The following is an 18,354-nucleotide window of genomic DNA, read 5'->3' on the forward strand; positions in this document are numbered from 1 at the left end:
TCTACCTCGGGGTGATGTCCTTGTGGCGGATCTCGGTGTCGGGGCCGGGGGAGCACAGGCCCTCGTGCCCGTCCTCGAAGCGGACGCGGTACGGCGGATTGCCCTCCTGGCCCAGTACTTCGACGATCTCGCCGACCTTGTCGTGCTGTCCGACCACCCTGCCGTGCTGGACAAGCTGGTCGCCCACGGTTGCACGCATCTGGGAGCCTCCTCAGCAAGTGCGGGAGCAGCGGTCCGTGGCCTTGAGTCTACGGCCCGGGGCGGCGGTGGGAAGTGGGTCGTACAACCCACTCAGCCACGCGCCCGCTGGGTGACGGCGATGCAGACGAGCACCGCCGCGGCCGTCAGCGGGGCGGCCACTGTCAGATGCTCGCCCAGCAGCAGCACCGACCACACCAGTGTGAGCAGCGGCTGGGCCAACTGCAACTGGCTGGCCTTCGGGACCCCGATGACCGCCATGCCCCGGTACCAGATGACAAGACCGAGGAACTGGGAGCCGGCCGAGACCCACAGCAGCCCGGTCACGCTGTGCGCGGTGAGCTGGACGGGTTCCAGGGTCAGGGCGAGCGCGGCGGCGGGCACGGACACCGGCAGACACAGCAGCAGCGCCCAGCCGACGACCTGCCAGCCCGGCATGACCCGGGCCAGCCGGCCGCCCTCGGTGTAACCGGCCGCGCACACCAGCAGGGCCCCGAACAGATACAGATCGGCGGTGGTGAGGGAGCCGCCGCTCTGCTGCACGGTGAAGGCCACCACAGCGGCCGCCCCGGCCAGTGCCGCCGTCCAGAAGGTGCGCGAGGGGCGGGTGCCCATGCGGAGGGCGGAGAGCAGGGCGGTGGTGAGCGGGAGCAGGCCGACCACGACCGCCGCGTGGGCTGTGGTGGACGTCTGGAGCGCGAGCGTGGTCAGCAGGGGGAAGCCGACGACGACTCCGGCCGCGACGACGGCGAGCCCCGCCCAGTGCCTGCGGTCCGGCAGCGGCACCCGCAGTGCCAGCAGACAGCCACCGGCGAGCAGCGCGGCGAGAACACCGCGCACGGCCACCAGCGACCAGGGTCCGAAGCCCTCCAGGCCCCAGGCGGTCGCCGGGAAGGTGAGGGAGAACGCGGTCACGCCGAGCGCGGCGAGGAGGGTGCCGGTGGCGACGGTCGTGGTGCTGCCCGGAGTGTCGGCCGGGATGGTGACCGCTATCGTATTCCGTGCAGTAGCGCTACTGTGTGCTCTCATGCAAGAGCGTAGCAGTGTCGGTGAACTGGCGGATCAGCTGCGACGGGAACTCGACCGCTACTCCTACGGTGGAAAGCTCCCGTCGAGCCGGGCCCTCGTCGAGCGGTTCCGGGTGAGCCCCGTGACCGTCTCGCGTGCGCTCGCGCACCTGGCCGCCGAGGGGCTGGTGGTGACCCGGCCCGGCGCCGGAGCATTCCGCGCCCGGCCGCGCGCCGAGGCGGCCCCCGCCGGCGACACCTCCTGGCAGGAGGTCTCCCTCAGCGCGGACGGCGCCGCCGACCTCGTACCGCGCTCGGTGGACGCCTCCGGCGTCCTGGTCTCGCTCGCCGCCCCGCCGCCCGGCGTGATCGAGTTCAACGGCGGCTATCTGCACCCCTCCCTCCAGCCGGAGCGGGCCATGGCGGCGGCGCTCTCCCGGGCCGGGCGCCGGCCCGGTGCCTGGGGCAGGCCGCCCATGGAGGGGCTGCCGGAACTGCGTGAGTGGTTCGCGCGCAGCATCGGCGGAGCGGTCACGGCGGCCGAGGTGCTGGTCACCTCCGGCGGCCAGTCCGCGCTGACCACGGCCCTGCGCGCGCTGGCACCGCCCGGCGCGCCCGTGCTGGTGGAGTCGCCCACCTACCCGGGGATGCTGGCCATCGCCCGGGCGGCGGGACTGCGTCCCGTGCCGGTCCCGGTCGACCCGGACGGGGTGCGCCCCGCCCTCCTCGCCGACGCGTTCCGGGCCACCGGCGCCCGGGTCTTCGTCTGCCAGCCGCTCTTCCAGAACCCGACCGGCGCCGTGCTCGCCCCCGGCCGCCGCGCCGAGGTGCTGAGCATCGCCCGCGAGGCCGGTGCCTTCGTGATCGAGGACGACTTCGTACGACGGCTGGTGCACGAGGACGCCGGGCCGCTGCCGCGTCCGCTGGCCGCCGACGATCCCGACGGGGTCGTCGTGCACGTCGGCTCCCTGACCAAGGCGACATCGCCGAGCTTCCGGGTGAGCGCCCTGGCCGCCCGTGGCCCGGTGCTGGAGCGGCTGCGTGCCATCCAGGTCGTCGACACCTTCTTCGTGCCCCGGCCGCTCCAGGAGGCGGCCCTGGAACTCGTCGGTTCGCCCGCCTGGCCGCGTCATCTGCGAGCGATCTCCACGGAGTTGCGACTGCGCCGGGACGCGATGACGGCCGCGCTGCTGAGCGAGCTGCCCGAACTCGCCCTGCCGCACATCCCGTCCGGCGGCTACCACCTCTGGCTGCGCCTGCCCGAGCGGACGGACGAGGCCACGCTGACCGCCGCCGCCCTGCGCGCGGGCGTCGCGATCACCCCTGGCCGCCCGTACTTCAGCGCCGAACCCCCGGCCGCCCACCTGCGGTTGAGCTTCGCGGCGGTCGCCGGGACGGGTGAGATCGCCGAAGGGGTACGGCGGTTGCGGACGGCTTGCGAGGAGGCCGGCCGGTGAAATCGGCTCGACGCCTCCTCCCGCCGCCTGCGAATCTCGGGCCCATGACCGACATGCCGCGCCTCGCCGAGGGCTACGAGATCTCCGCCGACCCCGCCCGTATCGACGCCGAGCGCGTGCACCGCTGGCTGTCCACGGACGCGTACTGGGCGCTCGAACGGTCCCGCGAGAAGCAGGACAGGGCGATCGAGGGATCGCTCAACTTCGGGGTGTACGAGGTGGTTTCGGGGGAGCAGGTGGCGTATGCCCGGGTCGTCACGGATCGCTCCACCTTTGCCTGGCTGTGCGATGTGTATGTCGATCCGTCGGTCCGCGGCAAGGGCATCGGTACGGCACTGGTCGGTGCCGTCCGTGAGGAGCTGCGGCCGTACGGGATCCGGCGGATCCTGCTCGCCACCCATGACGCGCACGGCGTCTACGAGAAGCTCGGGTTCGCTCCGCTGGAGCGGCCCGACCAGTGGATGGCGCTCCATTTCTAGCGGTTTGTCCGGCTGGTCCTGACCTTCGAGTAAGGTTTCGCACACCCTGGGTAACTCCCAGGTAACACCTCTTGACCTGCGCACTTTCGCGAATCACCATCGCGGCATGTCACTTCGGGTCACGTTCGTCGCCGCCGCGCGCAGCTCCCCGCTGCTCGCGGAGCGCTTCGAGGACGACCGTCCGCTGGACCAGGCCGGCTGGGACGAGGTGCAGCGCGTCGCCCACGATCTGGTGCCCCTGTCGGCGGCCGAGCTGCGCTACTGCTCACCCACGCCGCGCAGCCGCGCCACCGGCGACGCCCTCGGCTACGCGCCGCTGGTGCAACTCGCCCTGCGCGACTGTGACATGGGCCGCTGGCGCGGGCTGACGCTCGGCGAGGCGATGGCCCGCGAGCCCGAGGCGGTGGACGCCTGGCTCGCGGACCCGCGTGCCACCCCGCACGGCGGTGAGTCGCTGCTGTCCTTCATCACCCGGGTCGGCGGCTGGCTCGACACCCGGCCCGTGGGAGACGGCGGCCGGGTCGTCGCCGTGGCCGAACCCTCGGTGATCCGGGCCGCCCTGGTCTACGCCCTCAAGGCGCCCCCCGCGACCTACTGGAACCTCGACGTCCGCCCGCTGTCGTCGACGACGGTCACCGGCCGGGCCGGCCGCTGGAACCTCCGCTTCGACGGGATGCCGACCGAGCCTTCACGGACGTAGACCCGTGGGAAGCCCGAAGTGATCCACGATGATCCGCAGCGTGTGGGCTCCGTCCGCGTTGAGCATGTCGTGGACGGCCCATGTCCAGCCGTTCCCCTCCCCCTGGTCGAGGGGTTCGCGCGCCAGTTCGCGCGGGCCGCCGGTGAGCGCGTCGAGTGAAGTGCCCCGCGCGAAGACGACGTTCACCTCGTGGTGGCCGTAGCAGTCCTGGGTCCATGTGGTCATGCCGAGCACCTCAGAGGCGGGCGCTGACAGTGGGTTCGCGCAGATAGTCGGTGGTGAGCACCAGGTCCTTCGCGGGCCCGCGCACCCGCCACACCGTCCGCCAGCGGTCCTCGTCGAGGACGGTGAACTCGCCCCGGTAGAGGTCGGCCGCGCAGGGGTGGTCCGCGATATGACGGCCCGTGGACAGGTCAAGATCGTGGAAGGGGCGGCCGTCGGCGAAGCGGACGTCCGCGGTGCCGGGCGTACTCCCGCGCAGGAAGCGCAGCGTCCGCTCGGCGGGCCGGGCCATGCCCTGCCAGACGAAAGAACCGGACTCCTCGTGCAGCAGCCCGCCGCCCTGCAGAGGGCTGAAAACCGTCGTGCCGGTGAACTCGCCCCGCTCGTCGCTCGCGTGATCCCGCACGGAACGGACGGCTCGCCAGCCGCCGGCGAGATACGTCAGCACATCCGGTACTGGCCGGAACTCGCCCATCCCACCCTCACTTCCGACACTTTCGATCGTGCGAGACCCGTTGACGCTCCGGGTCCCCCTCCCTATCTTGCCGTTCGAAGTGCTGATCAGCGTCTGATATTTCGAACAGACTTCTCTGTCGAACAACGAGCCGCGGAGTATCCATGCCACGCACCCGCACCCGCTGGAGACTAGGTCTCGGCGCCACCGCCTTCCTGGTGGCGACCGCCGGACTCGTCCCCGCACCCGCGCACGCCGAGGACGTCACCGACTACGCGATCACCGTCGACCCGACGGCCCAGGGCGCGAAGATCGACGACACCATGTACGGCGTCTTCTTCGAGGACATCAACCGGGCCGCCGACGGCGGTCTGTACGCCGAGCTCGTGCAGAACCGGTCCTTCGAGTACTCCACCGCCGACAACGGCTCGTACACACCGCTCACCTCCTGGGCGGTCTCCGGCACGGCCCAGGTCAAGAACGACACCGGCCGCCTGAACGAGCGCAACCGCAACTACCTCTCCCTGGCTGCCGGTTCGTCCGTCATCAACGCCGGCTACAACACCGGCATCCGTGTCGAGCAGGGCAAGCGGTACGACTTCTCGGTGTGGGCCCGCGCCGAGGCCGCCAGCACCCTCACCGTCGGGCTGAAGGACGCGGCCGGCACCCTCGCGAGCGCCCGCCAGGTGGCCGTCTCCGGAGGCTGGAAGAAGTACACCGCCACCTTCACCGCGAGCCGCACCAGCTCGTACGGCCGCCTCTCCGTCGCGTCCTCCGGGACCGCCGCGCTGGACATGGTGTCGCTCTTCCCGCGCGACACCTACAAGCACCAGGCGAACGGCCTGCGCAAGGACCTGGCCGAGAAGATCGAGGCCCTGAACCCGTCGTTCGTCCGCTTCCCCGGCGGCTGTCTGGTCAACACCGGCTCCATGCAGGACTACAGCGAGGCCTCCGGCTGGCAGCGCAAGCGCTCCTACCAGTGGAAGGACACCATCGGCCCGGTCGAGGAGCGCGCCACCAACGCCAACTTCTGGGGCTACAACCAGAGTTACGGACTCGGCTACTACGAGTACTTCCGCTTCTCCGAGGACATCGGCGCCATGCCGCTGCCCGTCGTCCCCGCCCTGGTGACCGGCTGCGGCCAGAACCGCGCCACCGACGACGAGGCACTGCTCCAGCGGCACATCCAGGACACCCTCGACCTCATCGAGTTCGCCAACGGCCCCGCCACCAGCACCTGGGGCAAGAAGCGTGCCGAGATGGGCCACCCGAGGCCCTTCGGCCTGACCCACCTCGCCGTCGGCAACGAGGAGAACCTCCCCGACGAGTTCTTCGCCCGCTTCCAGAAGTTCCGGACCGCGATCGAGGCGAAGTACCCGGACATCACGGTGATCTCCAACTCCGGCCCGGACGACACCGGTTCGACCTTCGACCGGGCCTGGGAGCTCAACCGCGAGGGCAAGGCCGACATGGTCGACGAGCACTACTACAACAGCCCGCAGTGGTTCCTGCAGAACAACGACCGCTACGACAGCTACGACAGGAACGGACCCAAGGTCTTCCTCGGCGAGTACGCCTCCCAGGGCAACACCATGAAGAACGCCCTCTCCGAGGCCGCGTTCATGACCGGCCTGGAGCGCAACGCCGACATCGTCAAGCTCGCCTCGTACGCCCCGCTGCTCGCCAACGAGGACTACGTCCAGTGGCGGCCCGACCTGATCTGGTTCAACAACGACGCGTCCTGGAACTCCGCCAACTACGAGGTCCAGAAGCTGTTCATGACCAACGTCGGCGACCGCGTCGTCCCGTCCACCGCGACCGGCACCCCGAACGTCAGCGGCCCGATCACCGGCGCCGTCGGACTGTCGACGTGGGCGACCAGTGCGGCGTACGACGATGTGAAGGTGACGGCGGCGGACGGAACCTCGCTGCTGAGCGACGACTTCTCCGGTGACGCCTCGAAGTGGACGCACAACGGCACGGGCAGCTGGACCTTCCAGGACGGCGCCTACGTCCAGACCGACGAGGCCGCCGAGAACACCCTGGTCACCGCCGGTGACCCCACCTGGCGCGACTACGACCTGCACCTGAAGGCCACCAAGAAGTCCGGCAAGGAGGGCTTCCTGGTCGCCTTCGGGGTCAAGGACACGGGCAACTACTACTGGTGGAACCTGGGCGGCTGGAACAACACCCAGTCCGCCGTCGAACAGGCCTCGGACGGCGGCAAGTCGACGCTGATCTCCAAGGCCGGTTCGATCGAGACGGGCCGCGCCTACGACATCGACATCAAGCTGCGGGGCCGCCAGGTCACCCTCTACCTCGACGGCCAGGAGTGGGGCAGCTTCACCGACGACAAGCCGGCCGAGCCGTTCCGGCAGGTCGTCACCAAGGACGCGGCGACCGGTGACCTGATCGTCAAGGTCGTCAACGCCCAGGCCGCCGAGGCCCGTACGGCGATCGACCTGGGCGGCGCGAAGGTCGCCTCCCGGGCCCGGGTGACCACCCTGGCGGGCGACCCGGACTCGGTGAACACCGAGACGAACACCCCGGTCACTCCGGTGACGTCCACTGTCTCCGGGATCGCCTCGAAGTTCGAGTACACCTTCCCGGCGAACTCGGTCACCTTCCTGAGGATCAGACAGGGGTAGTCCTCGCTCACGTACGACCTCGTGGTTCACCTCAGAGCCGTACCGGGGACGGCGGGCGTTCGCACGGCGCCCGCCGTGTCCGGAACGTGGTGAGAGCGGGGCGGCAAGTGAAGCGTGTGCGGCGGGCAGCTGTGGTGGGTGCCGTGACGGTGGTCGCGGTCGCACTGGCGGGGCCTTCCGCACCCGCGGGCTCGCCCCCGGGGTCCCGGGGGCCCGTGACGGACTTCGACGGGGACGGCTGCGAGGACTTCGCGAGCCCCCATGAGTTCGGCACCGTGGACGGCGAGCGGTCCGCCGGACACGTCGGCGTGGTGTACGGCCCGGCGACTGCCGGGAGGCCGCGGACCCAGGTGATCTCGCAGAACTCGCCCGGTGTGCCGGACCGGGCGGAGCGGAACGACAGCTTCGGTGCGAACCCGGCTACGGGCGACCTGGACGGCGACGGCTACACGGACCCGGTCGTCAGCGCGGACGGCGAATTCCGCGGCCCCGACCGGATGGTGCTGTGGGGCGGACCGCGAGGCCTGTCCGGCGGTACCGCGATCGACCTGCGCGGCGGACCCGCGGTCACGGGCGACTTCGACGGGGAGGGACACCTGGATCTCGCATCCGCGGAGACGGTCGCCCACGGACCGATCACCCGGCGGGGCAGGGCGGCGCGCACGGCCGAGATCACCGTGCAGACCCGCGAGCACCCTGTGGACGAGGACGAACTTGAGGTGTGGGAGACGTTCGCCCTCGCGGCCGGTGATGTGAACGGCGACGGCATCGCCGATCTCCTGGCCACGGCCTGGGTCGACTACGACGGCGAACTGGTGGGCACGCCCTTCCTGCTGTATCTCAGGGGTACGCCCGACGGCCTTGCCAAGCCGAAGGCCGTGGAGAACTCCAAGGGCAAGGACCTACGGGCCGGCCAGGCACTCGCGACGGGTGACCTGGACGGGGACGGATTCGACGACGTCCTGTTCGGAGACATCTACGACTCGGACAACGGCCGTGTGGGCGTGGTGCGCGGCAGCGCGTCCGGCCCCGACGGCGCCGACGCGGCAGTCGTCTCACCGTCGCCGTCGACGTCCCCGACGGCGAGGGCGGAGCCGAAGTCCCTGTCCGCGCTCCTGGCACGCGGCCCGGCCGGCTCCCAGCCGTGCTTCATCGAGGTGCCGAAGTACCGCTGAACCCCCTCCGGTGAAGCCAGCAGATTGCATAAACGTGCATCGAAACGTATAGTCATGCCATCCAGGAGGAGGATGACATGGCGGTACGTGCGGCGGTGGCCGGAGCAAGCGGATACGCGGGCGGAGAGCTCCTGCGTCTGCTCCTGGCGCATCCGCAGGTCGAGATCGGGGCCCTGACCGGCAACTCCAACGCGGGTCAGCGGCTCGGCGCGCTGCAGCCGCACCTGCTGCCGCTGGCCCACCGCGTTCTGGAGCCCACCACCCCTGAGGTCCTCACCGGGCATGACATCGTCTTCCTGGCGCTGCCCCACGGCCAGTCCGCCGCCGTCGCCGCGCAACTCGGCCCGGAGGTGCTGGTCGTGGACATGGGCGCCGACTTCCGGCTGAAGGACGCGGCCGACTGGGAGAAGTTCTACGGCTCCCCGCACGCCGGCACCTGGCCGTACGGTCTGCCCGAGCTCCCGGGTGCCCGCGCCGCGCTGGAGGGGTCCAAGCGCGTCGCGGTGCCCGGTTGCTACCCGACCGCCGTCTCCCTCGCCCTCTTCCCGGTCTACGCCGCCGGACTCGCCGAGGCCGAGGCCGTGGTCGTCGCCGCCTCCGGCACCTCCGGCGCGGGCAAGGCCCCCAAGCCGCATCTGCTGGGCAGCGAGGTCATGGGCTCCATGACCCCGTACGGCGTCGGCGGCGGCCACCGGCACACGCCCGAGATGAGCCAGAACCTCAGCGCGGCGGCGGGGGAGCGGGTCTCCGTCTCCTTCACGCCGACCCTCGCGCCGATGCCGCGGGGCATCCTCGCCACCTGCACCGCTGCCGCCAAGGAAGGCGTCACCGCCGAGTCCGTCCGCGCCGCCTACGAGAAGGCCTTCGCCGACGAGCCCTTCGTCCATCTGCTCCCCGAGGGACAGTGGCCGGCCACGGCGTCCGTCTACGGTTCCAACGCCGTTCAGGTGCAGGTCGCGTACGACGAGGCCGCCGGACGCATCATCGCGATCAGCGCCATCGACAACCTGACCAAGGGCACCGCCGGCGGTGCCGTCCAGAGCATGAACATCGCCCTGGGACTCGACGAGACCACCGGGCTGACCACGATCGGAGTTGCGCCGTGAGCGTGACGGCAGCAAAGGGATTCACGGCGGCGGGCATCACCGCCGGGATCAAGGAGAACGGCAACCCCGACCTGGCCCTCGTGGTCAACAACGGGCCGCGCCGCGCCGCCGCGGGCGTCTTCACCTCCAACCGCGTCAAGGCCGCGCCCGTGCTGTGGTCCGAGCAGGTCCTCAAGAGCGGTGAGGTCTCCGCGGTCGTCCTCAACTCCGGCGGTGCCAACGCCTGTACGGGGCCGAAGGGCTTCCAGGACACCCACGCCACCGCCGAGAAGGTGGCCGAGGTGCTCGGCCGGGGCGCCATCGAGGTCGCCGTGTGCTCGACCGGCCTCATCGGGGTGCTGCTCCCCATGGACAAGCTGCTGCCGGGCGTCGAGACCGCCGCCGCGCAGCTCTCCGAGCACGGCGGCGAGAAGGCCGCCATCGCCATCAAGACCACCGACACCGTCCACAAGACGTCCGTCGTGACCAAGGACGGCTGGACCGTGGGCGGCATGGCGAAGGGGGCCGGCATGCTCGCGCCCGGCCTCGCCACCATGCTGGTCGTCCTCACCACCGACGCCGCCCTCGACAGCGACGTACTGGACAAGGCGCTGCGCGCCGCCACCAAGGTCACCTTCGACCGCGTCGACTCCGACGGCTGCATGTCCACCAACGACACGGTGCTGCTGCTTGCCTCCGGTTCCGCCGAAGTCACCCCGGAGTACGAGGAGTTCGCCGAAGCCGTACGGCAGGTCTGCGACGACCTCGGGCAGCAGCTGATCCGCGACGCCGAGGGCGCCGGCAAGGACATCAAGGTCGAGGTGATCAACGCCGCGACCGAGGACGACGCCGTCGAGGTGGGCCGCTCCATCGCCCGCAACAACCTCCTCAAGTGCGCCATCCACGGCGAGGACCCCAACTGGGGCCGGGTGCTCTCCGCGATCGGCACCACGTCCGCCGCCTTCGAACCCGACCGGCTCAACGTCGCCATCAACGGCGTCTGGGTCTGCAAGAACGGCGGCGTCGGCGAGGACCGCGAGAAGGTCGACATGCGCTACCGCGAGGTGCACATCGTCGCCGACCTCGCCGCCGGGTCCGAGACCGCCACCATCTGGACCAACGACCTCACCGCCGACTACGTCCACGAGAACAGCGCGTACTCCTCATGAGCAATACGACGCGCAAGCACACCGCGCTGCCCAAGGCGCAGATCCTCATCGAGGCGCTGCCCTGGCTGGTCCGGCACAACGGCAAGACCGTCGTCATCAAGTTCGGCGGCAACGCCATGGTCGACGAGGAGCTGAAGGCCGCGTTCGCGCAGGACGTCGTGTTCCTGCACCACGCCGGTCTCAAGCCCGTCGTCGTGCACGGCGGCGGCCCGCAGATCAGCGCCGCCCTCGACAAGCACGGCATCGTCAGCGAGTTCAAGGCCGGCCTTCGGGTCACCACCGAGGACGCCATGGACGTCGTACGGATGGTGCTGGCCGGGCAGGTGCAGCGCGAGCTGGTCAATCTGCTCAACGAACACGGCCCGCTGGCGGTCGGACTGACCGGCGAGGACGCGCACACCATCACCGCCACCAAGCACCAGCCGGAGATCGACGGCGAGTTGATCGACATCGGGCGGGTGGGCGAGATCACCGCGATCGACACGGGCGCGATCGAGGCCCTGCTCGCCGACGGCCGGATCCCGGTCGTCTCGTCAATCGCCCGCAGCCAGGACGACGGACATGTCTACAACGTCAACGCTGATACGGCGGCTGCGGCACTCGCTGCGGCACTGGACGCCGAAACCCTCATGGTCCTCACCGACGTCGAGGGCCTCTACGAGGACTGGCCGCACAGCGACGAGGTGATCAGCCGCCTCACCGCTTCCCAACTGGAGAAGCTGCTGCCGGAGTTGAGCTCCGGGATGGTGCCGAAGATGGAGGGCTGTCTGCACGCCGTCCGCAACGGCGTGCACACCGCCCGCGTCATCGACGGCCGGGTCCAGCACTCGATCCTGCTGGAGATCTTCACGGACTCGGGCATCGGCACGATGGTCGTGCCCGACGGAATCGATCAGGGGGAGTCTTGAGCAACCAGGAGCTGACCGCCCGCTGGCAGGGCGCGCTCATGAACAACTACGGCACTCCCCGGCTGCCGCTCGTGCGCGGCGCGGGCACCAGGCTGTGGGACGCCGACGGCAAGCAGTACCTCGACTTCGTCGGCGGGATCGCGGTCAACGCGCTCGGCCACGCCCACCCCGCGATCGTCGAGGCGGTCAGCAACCAGATCGCCTCCCTCGGCCATGTCTCCAACCTGTTCATCGCCGAGCCGCCCGTCGCGCTCGCCGAACGGCTGCTGCAGCACTTCGGCCGTGACGGCAAGGTCTACTTCTGCAACTCCGGTGCCGAGGCCAACGAGGGCGCCTTCAAGATCGGGCGGCTGACCGGGCGGGGGCACATCGTCGCCACCCACGGCGGCTTCCACGGCCGCACCATGGGCGCGCTGGCGCTGACCGGCCAGCCCGGCAAGCAGACGCCCTTCCTGCCGCTGCCCGGCGAGGTCACCCATGTGCCCTACGGCGACGCGCAGGCGCTCGCCGCCGCGGTCACCGAGGAGACGGCCATGGTCGTGATCGAGCCGATCCAGGGCGAGAACGGTGTGGTCGTGCCGCCCGCCGGCTATCTCAAGGCCGCCCGGGCGATCACCGCCGCCACGGGTTCGCTGCTCGTCCTGGACGAGGTGCAGACCGGCGTCGGGCGGACCGGGCACTGGTTCGAGTACCAGGCCCACGACGGCGTCCTGCCCGATGTGGTCACCCTGGCCAAGGGCCTCGGCGGTGGGCTGCCGCTCGGTGCGACGGTCGCCTTCGGGCGCGCCGCGGAGCTGCTGCAGCCGGGCCATCACGGGACCACCTTCGGCGGCAACCCCGTCGCGTGCGCGGCCGGACTCGCGGTTCTGGAGACCATCGCGAACGAGGGATTGCTGGAGAACGTCAAGCGGCAGAGCGAGAAGTTGCGGGACGGAATCGAGTCAGCCGGGCATTCGCTGGTCTCCCATGTCCGGGGTGCGGGGCTCCTGCTGGGTATCGTGCTCACCGAGCCGCTCGCACCGCGGGTGCAGCAGGCGGCTCAGGACGCCGGCTTTCTGGTGAACGCGCCCGCCCCCGAGGTCGTACGGCTGATGCCGCCGCTGAATCTCGGCGACGACGAGGTGGACGCGTTTCTCCGGGCGCTGCCCGGTGTTCTGGACGAGGCCCAAGGGGTGGACGGATGAGCCGGAGAATGAGACGACGATGAGTCAGGCGCAGGATCACGAGCACGCGGGGGGCGCCGGGCCTGCCGTGCCGCAGACCCGGACCGCCCGTCACCGCCGGATCGTGGACATCCTCAACCGGCAACCGGTGCGGTCGCAGAGTCAGCTGGCGAAACTGCTGGCGGACGACGGGCTGACGGTGACGCAGGCGACGCTGTCCCGGGACCTGGACGAGCTGAACGCGGTGAAGATCCGCAACACCGACGGTGACTTGATCTACGCGGTGCCCAGTGAAGGGGGTTTCCGGACCCCCAGGGCGCCCTTGGGCGGGTCGGCGAAGGAAGAGCGGATGCGGCGCCTGTCCCAGGAGCTGCTGATCTCGGCGGAGGCCTCGGCGAACCTGGTGGTCCTGCGGACCCCTCCGGGGGCGGCGCAGTTCTTGGCGTCAGCGATCGACCAGGCGGAACTCCACGACATCCTGGGCACGATCGCGGGCGACGACACGCTGCTGTTGATCAGCCGTGAGCCGACGGGGGGTCAGGCGCTGGCGGAACATCTGCTGCGGTTGGCTCAGAACGGCCACTGAAGGGGGTTTGGCGGTTCGTCGCCGGGTGCGGGAGCGTGGGGCTGGTCGCGCCCCGCGGCGGAGCCGCTGATCAATGCGGCCCCGCGCCCCTGGGAGGTGCGCTCACCCGAGTCGAGCAGCCAGGCCTCCCGTGCATCTCACCTCGTCGCCTGCCGTGATCAGCAGTGCCTCCACGTCCGGCAGCGACTCCAGCCAGCGCAACCCCGCCCGCGAACCCATCGCGAACGCCGCCGTCGCCCAGCAGTCCGCCCAGGTCACCGTGGGGGCCACCACCGTCACCGCGACCAGGTCCGTGACCGCGGAACGGCCGGTCCGGGGGTCCACTACGTGCGCCCCACGCTCCGCCGTCCCCGACGTCGCCACCGCCAGTTCCGAGGCCCCCGCCGCCGAGATCACCGCCGCAAGACCACCCGGCCGGAGCGGATCCGAGACCCCCACCCGCCACGGGCGCTGCGGACCGGGTACGCCCAGCAGCTGCACATCGCCGCCGCCGTTGACGCTCGCACCACTCGCCCCCGCCGCGGCCAGACGTCGTGCCGCCCGCTCGACCGCCCACCCCTTCACGATCCCGGTCGGATCGAGCCGCCCCTCGTACGACGTGCTGAACCACCCGTCGCTGAGCCGAGCGGCCTCCTCGCCCAGCGCCAGCACCTCGGCCACCTCGGGAGCACACTCCTCGACGGTCAGCTCCCCCCGCCCCAGCCGGGAGATCTCACTGGATTCCCGGTACGTGCTGAACACCTCGTCGACCCGGTGCAACCCCGCCACCGCCTCCGTCAGCGCCACCCGTACCGCCTCCGGATCCCCGCCGCGGACGTCGAAGGAGAAGACGGTCCCCATGACCTCCTCCACATGACGCACCGCGGCGGGAGCCTGCGCCGGATCCGCCACCGACTCAGCCACCGGCCTGGTCCAGAGCCGACTGCAGCGACTGCTTGTAGCCGTTGCTGGTGTACGTCGCCCCGGACACGGCGTCGATGTCGGCGCTCCCGGCCGCCACCGCGGCGGCGTTCAGCTTCGGCACGGCGTTCCCGTTGATCTGCGTGCTCTGCCCGCCGCTCGGCGCCTGTACGGCCTCGGCCGCCGTGATCTTCCCGCCGTCGACGGTGATCCGCACCTGCACGGGCCCGTACTGCGTCTTCACGGTCTCCCCGGTGACCGTACGGGCGGCGGCCTCGGCGGAACCTCCGGCTCCGGCAGAACCTCCGGCTTCGGCAGAACCTCCGGCCTCGGCGGAGCCACCGCTCTCCGCGCCGCCGGGCGCCTTCTCCACCTTGTCCAGCGCCGACTGCAGGGACTGCTTGTACCCGCTGCTGGTGTACGTCGCCCCGGTCACCGCGTCGATCTCCGCGCTCTGCGTCGCGAGCGCCGCCCGGTTCAGCCGGGGTACCGCGGTGTTGGTGACCTCGGTACTGCGGCCGCCGCTGGGCGCCTGGACGGCCTCCACCTCGGTGACCTTGCCGCCGGACACCGTCAGCCGTACCTGCACCGGCCCGTACTGCGTCCGCACCGCGTCCCCGGTGACGGTCCCGGCCTGTGCCGCGCTGCCGCCCTGCGCGGACTCCTGGGCCGCCGCGGTCTGCTGCGGTGCCGCGTCGCCCGCCGCCGACGCGGACGCCGGATCGGACGCCGGCTTCAGCGACAGCAGCAGCACGATCCCGGACACGGTGGCGGCGCCCGCCAGCACGACACGCCGGATGGGGTGAGTCTTCCTCATCGCTCCTACAGCTCCTGAAGTCCCGTCGCTCACATCTCGAACGACTCGTGATGGATGCGGCGGGCGGGGACTCCCGCACCGCGCAGTGCTTCGTACACGGACTGCGCGAAGCCGGGCGGCCCGCACAGGAAGACGTCGTGCTTGTCGATGTCCGGCAGCTTCTCCTGCAGCCGTTCGGCCGAGATGTCCGGGCGTTCGCCGTCCGGGCTGTTGACCGCGTACATCAGCCGCGCCCCGCGCTCGTCGGCGATGGCGGCCAGCTCGTCCCACAGCGCCAGGTCCTGGGTGCTGTTGGCCCGGTACAGCAGCGTGATGTCACCGGACGCCCCGGGCAGCGTCTCGAACAGCGCCCGCATCGGCGTGATGCCGACCCCGCCCGCCACCAGCAGCACCTTGCCCCGGCTGCGCCGCTGGGCGGTGAGCGCGCCGTACGGGCCCTCCGCCCACACCTTGGTCCCGGCCTCCAGCTCGCGCAGCCGTTCGCTGTGGTCGCCGATCGCTTTCACGGTGATCCGCAGCATGTCCGGGCGGGGCGCCGCCGACAGCGAGTAGGGGTGGGAACTGAACCGCATGCCCGGCGCCAGGAACCGCCACCGGAAGAACTGCCCGGCCTCCGCGCCCATCCGGTGCAGCTTGCGCCCGCCGATCAGCACCGACACCACGCCCGGGGCCTCCTCGATGACCGCCTCGACGTACATCCGGTGCCGCACGTTGAGGCGGATCGGGGTGAGGATCCGGTACCAGACCACCAGCGCGGTGACGACGCCGTACAGCCCGTACCAGAAGGTCTTCGCGGAGGGCTCCACGGCGAACTCGTTGCCGGCGGTGATCTGGTGCCAGAACGTCAGGTACACCGCCGCGTATGTCAGCAGATGCACGTGGTACCAGGTGTCGTACGGGATCCGGCGGCGGACGCCCCCGATCGACAGGAACGCAATCAGGAACAGCAGCCCGGTGCCGATGGCCGCCTTGCCCATGTCCGGCAGCGTGTTGACCGAGTCGATCGTCTGCTGGACGATGTCGCCGAGCGTCTTGCCCGCCTGCAGCGCGTACGCCCACATGATCAGGAAGATGTGCGCGATGACCAGGCAGATCGTGTACCGGCCGCTCATCGCGTGCCAGCGTGCGACCCGGTCGGAGCCCACCCGGCGCTCCAGCGCGGGCACCCGGGCCATCTGGAGCACGACGAGCGCCATCAGATAGCCGGCGAGCAGACCGGTGATCCGGCCCGCGGCGAGGATCTTGGCGGTGTTGTCCGCGAGGGACGGTGTGTTGTCCCACCACAGCCACAGCACCGCCGCAGCGCCGGCCCACAGGGCGACCACCAACGGGACGGCCGGGGAGCGGCGCGGACGGATGCGGCGCATCGTCTGGCGGCGGGCGGCACGGCCGCCTGCGAGCGTGGTGGTCACGGTTCCTCCGGGAACGGACAAGGGGGGTGGCGTGGTCCCTCGGCCCAGAGGTACGTGCGGGGCGGCCGGTGTGTTCAGTACCGGGTGACCGCGGTCGGTCCGCCCGTCGTTCCGATGGCGATGTGCGGCTTTCGGGCGGGATCGGCCCACCCCAGGATCCGCCGCATGTCCTCGACGGGCACCGACACACAACCGGCGGTCGCCCCACGCCCGTTGACATGCAGGAAGATCCCGGCACCCCGGCCGCGCACCGGCTGCGCGTAGTTGAAGCCGATGACGAGGGCGTGCGCGTACTGGGTGGTGTAGGAGATCAGATGCTCCGACTCGGCGGCCCGGCAGTCGGCCGGCCGGGGCTCGGTCCAACGGTTGTAGGAGCGCGAGTCGTTGTCCTGGCACCACCAGGAATTCCGGTGCACCGGGCGGTACTTGTACGCGGTTCCGGTCGGCGCCGCCTTGATGCCGAAGGCGTACGGCAGGTCGTACAGCCCGGTGGGTGTGGTGCTGGTGCCCTGCCGCCGCGAAGAGCCCTCGACCAGACCGTTCGACCCGAAGCGGGCGTCGGCGGAGCCCGCCTTCACCCAGCGGCCGTCCCGCAGGTCCCACCAGGTGACCGTGCCGGTGGTGGCGCCGGTCCGCGCGGCTACGGCGGTGATCAGCTGAGTGCCGCCGCCCGTGTCCGCCATCCGCGCCGGCAGCGGCGGGTCGCCGGCGGGCGCGGCACCGAGCACGAGGAGGGAGGCGGAGGCGAGGGCGACGACACCGGGGCGCATGGCTCAGACCGTAGACGGCGGCAGCGGCAACGGCAGCCCGGGTAGGCCATCCAGACTGGTGGCGATGTGCTCCTTCTTGGTGAAGTAGGCGTTCAGCGACTCGTCGTCCTCCCGCGCGAACCGCTTCTCGTGCAGATCACGTTCCTCGTCGTACGACATGAAGGGCACCGCGTAGCCGCAGGTGTCCCGGACGAGTTCGGCCGTCACCACGATGATCGCGCGCAGCCCGTGCGGGCGCGGGTCGATGTCGGGGAAGTGGGCGAAGAGTTCCGGGAAGCGCGGGTCGTCACGGAAGACCGGCTCACCGCGGCCGTGCACACGGACGATGTTGGGCGGGCCCTGGAAGGCGCACCACATCAGGGTGATCCGGCCGTTCTCCCGCAGATGCGCGATGGTCTCCGCGTTGGATCCGGCGAAGTCCAGGTAGGCCACGGTCACCTCGTCGAGGACCGCGAAGGAGCCCTTGAGGCCCTTGGGGGAGAGGTTGATCGTGCCGTCCCCGGCGAGGGGCGCGGTCGCCGTGAAGAAGAGGGGCTGTGCCTCGATGAAGGTGCGGAGTCTGCCGTCTACGCGCTCATAGGTCTTTCCCATGCCTCATGATCGTACGGACAAGTATTTCGTTTGTCTAAGGAATTCTTCCTTCCGCACCCGGCCATGGCCGCCCCGGCCGGCGTGCCACGGGGCGGCCATGACTGCCTGTCACGTCAGTCGTTGAGCGTGCAGGCGGCCAGGGCGCCAAGGCCCTGGGGCTTCTGCGCGGTGCGGCCGATGGAGATGGCGATCCGGTCGATGGCGGCGGTGCGCTTGCCGGCCAGTGGGCCGAGGATGGCGTTCTGGACGAAGTCGGGTCCGCCCTGGCCGACGGTGTCGACGAGTCGCTTGTTGGCCTCGTCGATCTGGGTCTGGAGGAGGGCGAGGTTGCGGTCGACCTCCGCCTGGGCGGTGGCCGGGATGGCGGGGAGCTGCGAGGCGACGTCGGGGCAGCTGATGGTGCCGACGCCGGTGTTGCCCTCTTCCTCGGGCGCCGCCGCGCTCGGCGTGGCCTCGACCTCCTCCTCGCCCGGGTCGGCGGCCCCCTCCGCATTCAGCGTGCAGGTAGCCAGAGCATTCAGCCCCTGGGGCTTCTCCGCGGTGCGGCCGATGGAGATGGCGATCCGGTCGATGGCGGCGGTGCGCTTGCCGGCCAGTGGGCCGAGGATGGCGT

At 70.9% G+C, this 18,354-nt stretch carries 19 protein-coding genes and 1 pseudogene; 10 read left to right on the plus strand and 10 right to left on the minus strand.

Annotation, left to right across the window (positions count from 1 at the left end):
* Position 1: 1 nt before the first annotated feature.
* Together RMT89_RS17095 and RMT89_RS17100 are read right to left on the minus strand one after the other, a co-directional pair.
* Positions 2–199, minus strand: a complete 198-nt coding sequence (locus tag RMT89_RS17095; protein ID WP_315884609.1) for a DUF1918 domain-containing protein — start codon at positions 197–199, stop codon at positions 2–4.
* Positions 200–291: 92 nt separating this feature from the next.
* Positions 292–1,227 (minus strand): DMT family transporter, encoded by a 936-nt coding sequence (locus RMT89_RS17100; RefSeq protein ID WP_315884610.1) that lies wholly within the window; start codon positions 1,225–1,227, stop codon positions 292–294.
* On the opposite strand from RMT89_RS17100, the gene RMT89_RS17105 reads away from it, so the two are divergent.
* The 3 genes from RMT89_RS17105 (at position 1,226) to RMT89_RS17115 (ending at position 3,841) form a co-directional block, all read left to right on the plus strand.
* On the plus strand, positions 1,226–2,662 hold the full coding sequence (locus RMT89_RS17105; protein ID WP_315884611.1) for a PLP-dependent aminotransferase family protein: 1,437 nt from the start codon (positions 1,226–1,228) through the stop codon (positions 2,660–2,662). The genes RMT89_RS17100 and RMT89_RS17105 overlap by 2 nt on opposite strands.
* Positions 2,663–2,706: 44 nt before the next feature.
* Positions 2,707–3,141: a GNAT family N-acetyltransferase gene (locus tag RMT89_RS17110; RefSeq protein WP_315884612.1), complete on the plus strand. Its 435-nt coding sequence runs from the start codon at positions 2,707–2,709 to the stop codon at positions 3,139–3,141.
* Between the two features lie 106 nt (positions 3,142–3,247).
* Positions 3,248–3,841: a histidine phosphatase family protein gene (locus tag RMT89_RS17115; protein WP_315884613.1), complete on the plus strand. Its 594-nt coding sequence runs from the start codon at positions 3,248–3,250 to the stop codon at positions 3,839–3,841.
* Here the strand turns inward: RMT89_RS17115 and RMT89_RS17120 are convergent.
* A complete protein-coding gene (locus RMT89_RS17120; protein ID WP_315884614.1) occupies positions 3,830–4,066 on the minus strand; it encodes a hypothetical protein in 237 nt (78 codons plus the stop codon). The genes RMT89_RS17115 and RMT89_RS17120 overlap by 12 nt on opposite strands.
* Positions 4,067–4,076: 10 nt before the next feature.
* Positions 4,077–4,538: a DUF6314 family protein gene (locus RMT89_RS17125; RefSeq protein WP_315884615.1), complete on the minus strand. Its 462-nt coding sequence runs from the start codon at positions 4,536–4,538 to the stop codon at positions 4,077–4,079.
* Positions 4,539–4,681: 143 nt separating this feature from the next.
* Between RMT89_RS17125 and RMT89_RS17130 the strand changes: the two genes are divergently transcribed.
* The 7 genes from RMT89_RS17130 to RMT89_RS17160 all read left to right on the plus strand — a co-directional run bounded on the left by RMT89_RS17130 (position 4,682) and on the right by RMT89_RS17160 (position 13,251).
* A complete protein-coding gene (locus tag RMT89_RS17130) occupies positions 4,682–7,165 on the plus strand; it encodes an alpha-L-arabinofuranosidase C-terminal domain-containing protein (RefSeq protein WP_315884616.1) in 2,484 nt (827 codons plus the stop codon).
* 215 nt (positions 7,166–7,380) lie between these two features.
* A complete protein-coding gene (locus RMT89_RS17135; protein ID WP_315884617.1) occupies positions 7,381–8,340 on the plus strand; it encodes a VCBS repeat-containing protein in 960 nt (319 codons plus the stop codon).
* A gap of 77 nt (positions 8,341–8,417) precedes the next feature.
* Entirely contained in the window at positions 8,418–9,446 is a 1,029-nt protein-coding gene (argC, locus tag RMT89_RS17140) for an N-acetyl-gamma-glutamyl-phosphate reductase (RefSeq protein ID WP_315884618.1), read from the plus strand.
* Positions 9,443–10,594, plus strand: a complete 1,152-nt coding sequence (gene argJ, locus RMT89_RS17145) for a bifunctional glutamate N-acetyltransferase/amino-acid acetyltransferase ArgJ (protein WP_315884619.1) — start codon at positions 9,443–9,445, stop codon at positions 10,592–10,594. Before argC ends, argJ begins: the two co-directional genes overlap by 4 nt.
* Positions 10,591–11,502: an acetylglutamate kinase gene (gene argB / locus RMT89_RS17150; RefSeq protein ID WP_315884620.1), complete on the plus strand. Its 912-nt coding sequence runs from the start codon at positions 10,591–10,593 to the stop codon at positions 11,500–11,502. The genes argJ and argB overlap by 4 nt, the downstream gene beginning before the upstream one ends.
* The gene (locus tag RMT89_RS17155; protein ID WP_315884621.1) at positions 11,499–12,686 is read left to right on the plus strand and encodes an acetylornithine transaminase; all 1,188 of its coding nucleotides are present in this window, start codon (positions 11,499–11,501) and stop codon (positions 12,684–12,686) included. The genes argB and RMT89_RS17155 overlap by 4 nt, the downstream gene beginning before the upstream one ends.
* 19 nt (positions 12,687–12,705) lie before the next feature.
* On the plus strand, positions 12,706–13,251 hold the full coding sequence (locus RMT89_RS17160) for an arginine repressor (protein ID WP_315884622.1): 546 nt from the start codon (positions 12,706–12,708) through the stop codon (positions 13,249–13,251).
* Between the two features lie 102 nt (positions 13,252–13,353).
* On the opposite strand, the gene RMT89_RS17165 is transcribed toward RMT89_RS17160, so the two are convergent.
* The 6 genes and pseudogenes from RMT89_RS17165 to RMT89_RS17190 all read right to left on the minus strand — a co-directional run.
* Positions 13,354–14,154, minus strand: a complete 801-nt coding sequence (locus tag RMT89_RS17165) for an FAD:protein FMN transferase (RefSeq protein ID WP_315884623.1) — start codon at positions 14,152–14,154, stop codon at positions 13,354–13,356.
* Positions 14,147–14,968: an FMN-binding protein gene (locus RMT89_RS17170; protein WP_315884624.1), complete on the minus strand. Its 822-nt coding sequence runs from the start codon at positions 14,966–14,968 to the stop codon at positions 14,147–14,149. The genes RMT89_RS17165 and RMT89_RS17170 overlap by 8 nt, the downstream gene beginning before the upstream one ends.
* Before the next feature lie 29 nt (positions 14,969–14,997).
* On the minus strand, positions 14,998–16,380 hold the full coding sequence (locus tag RMT89_RS17175) for a ferredoxin reductase family protein (RefSeq protein ID WP_315884625.1): 1,383 nt from the start codon (positions 16,378–16,380) through the stop codon (positions 14,998–15,000).
* A 74-nt stretch (positions 16,381–16,454) separates the two neighbouring features.
* The gene (locus RMT89_RS17180; RefSeq protein WP_315884626.1) at positions 16,455–17,150 is read right to left on the minus strand and encodes a L,D-transpeptidase family protein; all 696 of its coding nucleotides are present in this window, start codon (positions 17,148–17,150) and stop codon (positions 16,455–16,457) included.
* Between the two features lie 3 nt (positions 17,151–17,153).
* Positions 17,154–17,741, minus strand: coding sequence for a pyridoxamine 5'-phosphate oxidase family protein (locus tag RMT89_RS17185; protein WP_315884627.1), 588 nt, complete (start codon positions 17,739–17,741; stop codon positions 17,154–17,156).
* Between the two features lie 113 nt (positions 17,742–17,854).
* Positions 17,855–18,354 (minus strand): annotated as a pseudogene (locus tag RMT89_RS17190) (hypothetical protein); the annotation flags it as partial.

It is taken from the genome of Streptomyces sp. P17 (assembly GCF_032436805.1).
In the GTDB taxonomy this organism is placed as follows: domain Bacteria; phylum Actinomycetota; class Actinomycetes; order Streptomycetales; family Streptomycetaceae; genus Streptomyces.

Bases quoted from the DNA above. Each gene is read 5' to 3' on its own strand.
- RMT89_RS17095 (WP_315884609.1), bottom strand. From the start codon at position 199: ATGCGTGCAACCGTGGGCGACCAGCTTGTCCAGCACGGCAGGGTGGTC.
- RMT89_RS17105 (WP_315884611.1), top strand. From the start codon at position 1,226: ATGCAAGAGCGTAGCAGTGTCGGTGAACTGGCGGATCAGCTGCGACGG.
- RMT89_RS17100 (WP_315884610.1), bottom strand. From the start codon at position 1,227: ATGAGAGCACACAGTAGCGCTACTGCACGGAATACGATAGCGGTCACC.
- RMT89_RS17110 (WP_315884612.1), top strand. From the start codon at position 2,707: ATGACCGACATGCCGCGCCTCGCCGAGGGCTACGAGATCTCCGCCGAC.
- RMT89_RS17115 (WP_315884613.1), top strand. From the start codon at position 3,248: ATGTCACTTCGGGTCACGTTCGTCGCCGCCGCGCGCAGCTCCCCGCTG.
- RMT89_RS17120 (WP_315884614.1), bottom strand. From the start codon at position 4,066: ATGACCACATGGACCCAGGACTGCTACGGCCACCACGAGGTGAACGTC.
- RMT89_RS17125 (WP_315884615.1), bottom strand. From the start codon at position 4,538: ATGGGCGAGTTCCGGCCAGTACCGGATGTGCTGACGTATCTCGCCGGC.
- RMT89_RS17130 (WP_315884616.1), top strand. From the start codon at position 4,682: ATGCCACGCACCCGCACCCGCTGGAGACTAGGTCTCGGCGCCACCGCC.
- argC (WP_315884618.1), top strand. From the start codon at position 8,418: ATGGCGGTACGTGCGGCGGTGGCCGGAGCAAGCGGATACGCGGGCGGA.
- argB (WP_315884620.1), top strand. From the start codon at position 10,591: ATGAGCAATACGACGCGCAAGCACACCGCGCTGCCCAAGGCGCAGATC.
- RMT89_RS17160 (WP_315884622.1), top strand. From the start codon at position 12,706: ATGAGTCAGGCGCAGGATCACGAGCACGCGGGGGGCGCCGGGCCTGCC.
- RMT89_RS17170 (WP_315884624.1), bottom strand. From the start codon at position 14,968: ATGAGGAAGACTCACCCCATCCGGCGTGTCGTGCTGGCGGGCGCCGCC.
- RMT89_RS17180 (WP_315884626.1), bottom strand. From the start codon at position 17,150: ATGCGCCCCGGTGTCGTCGCCCTCGCCTCCGCCTCCCTCCTCGTGCTC.
- RMT89_RS17185 (WP_315884627.1), bottom strand. From the start codon at position 17,741: ATGGGAAAGACCTATGAGCGCGTAGACGGCAGACTCCGCACCTTCATC.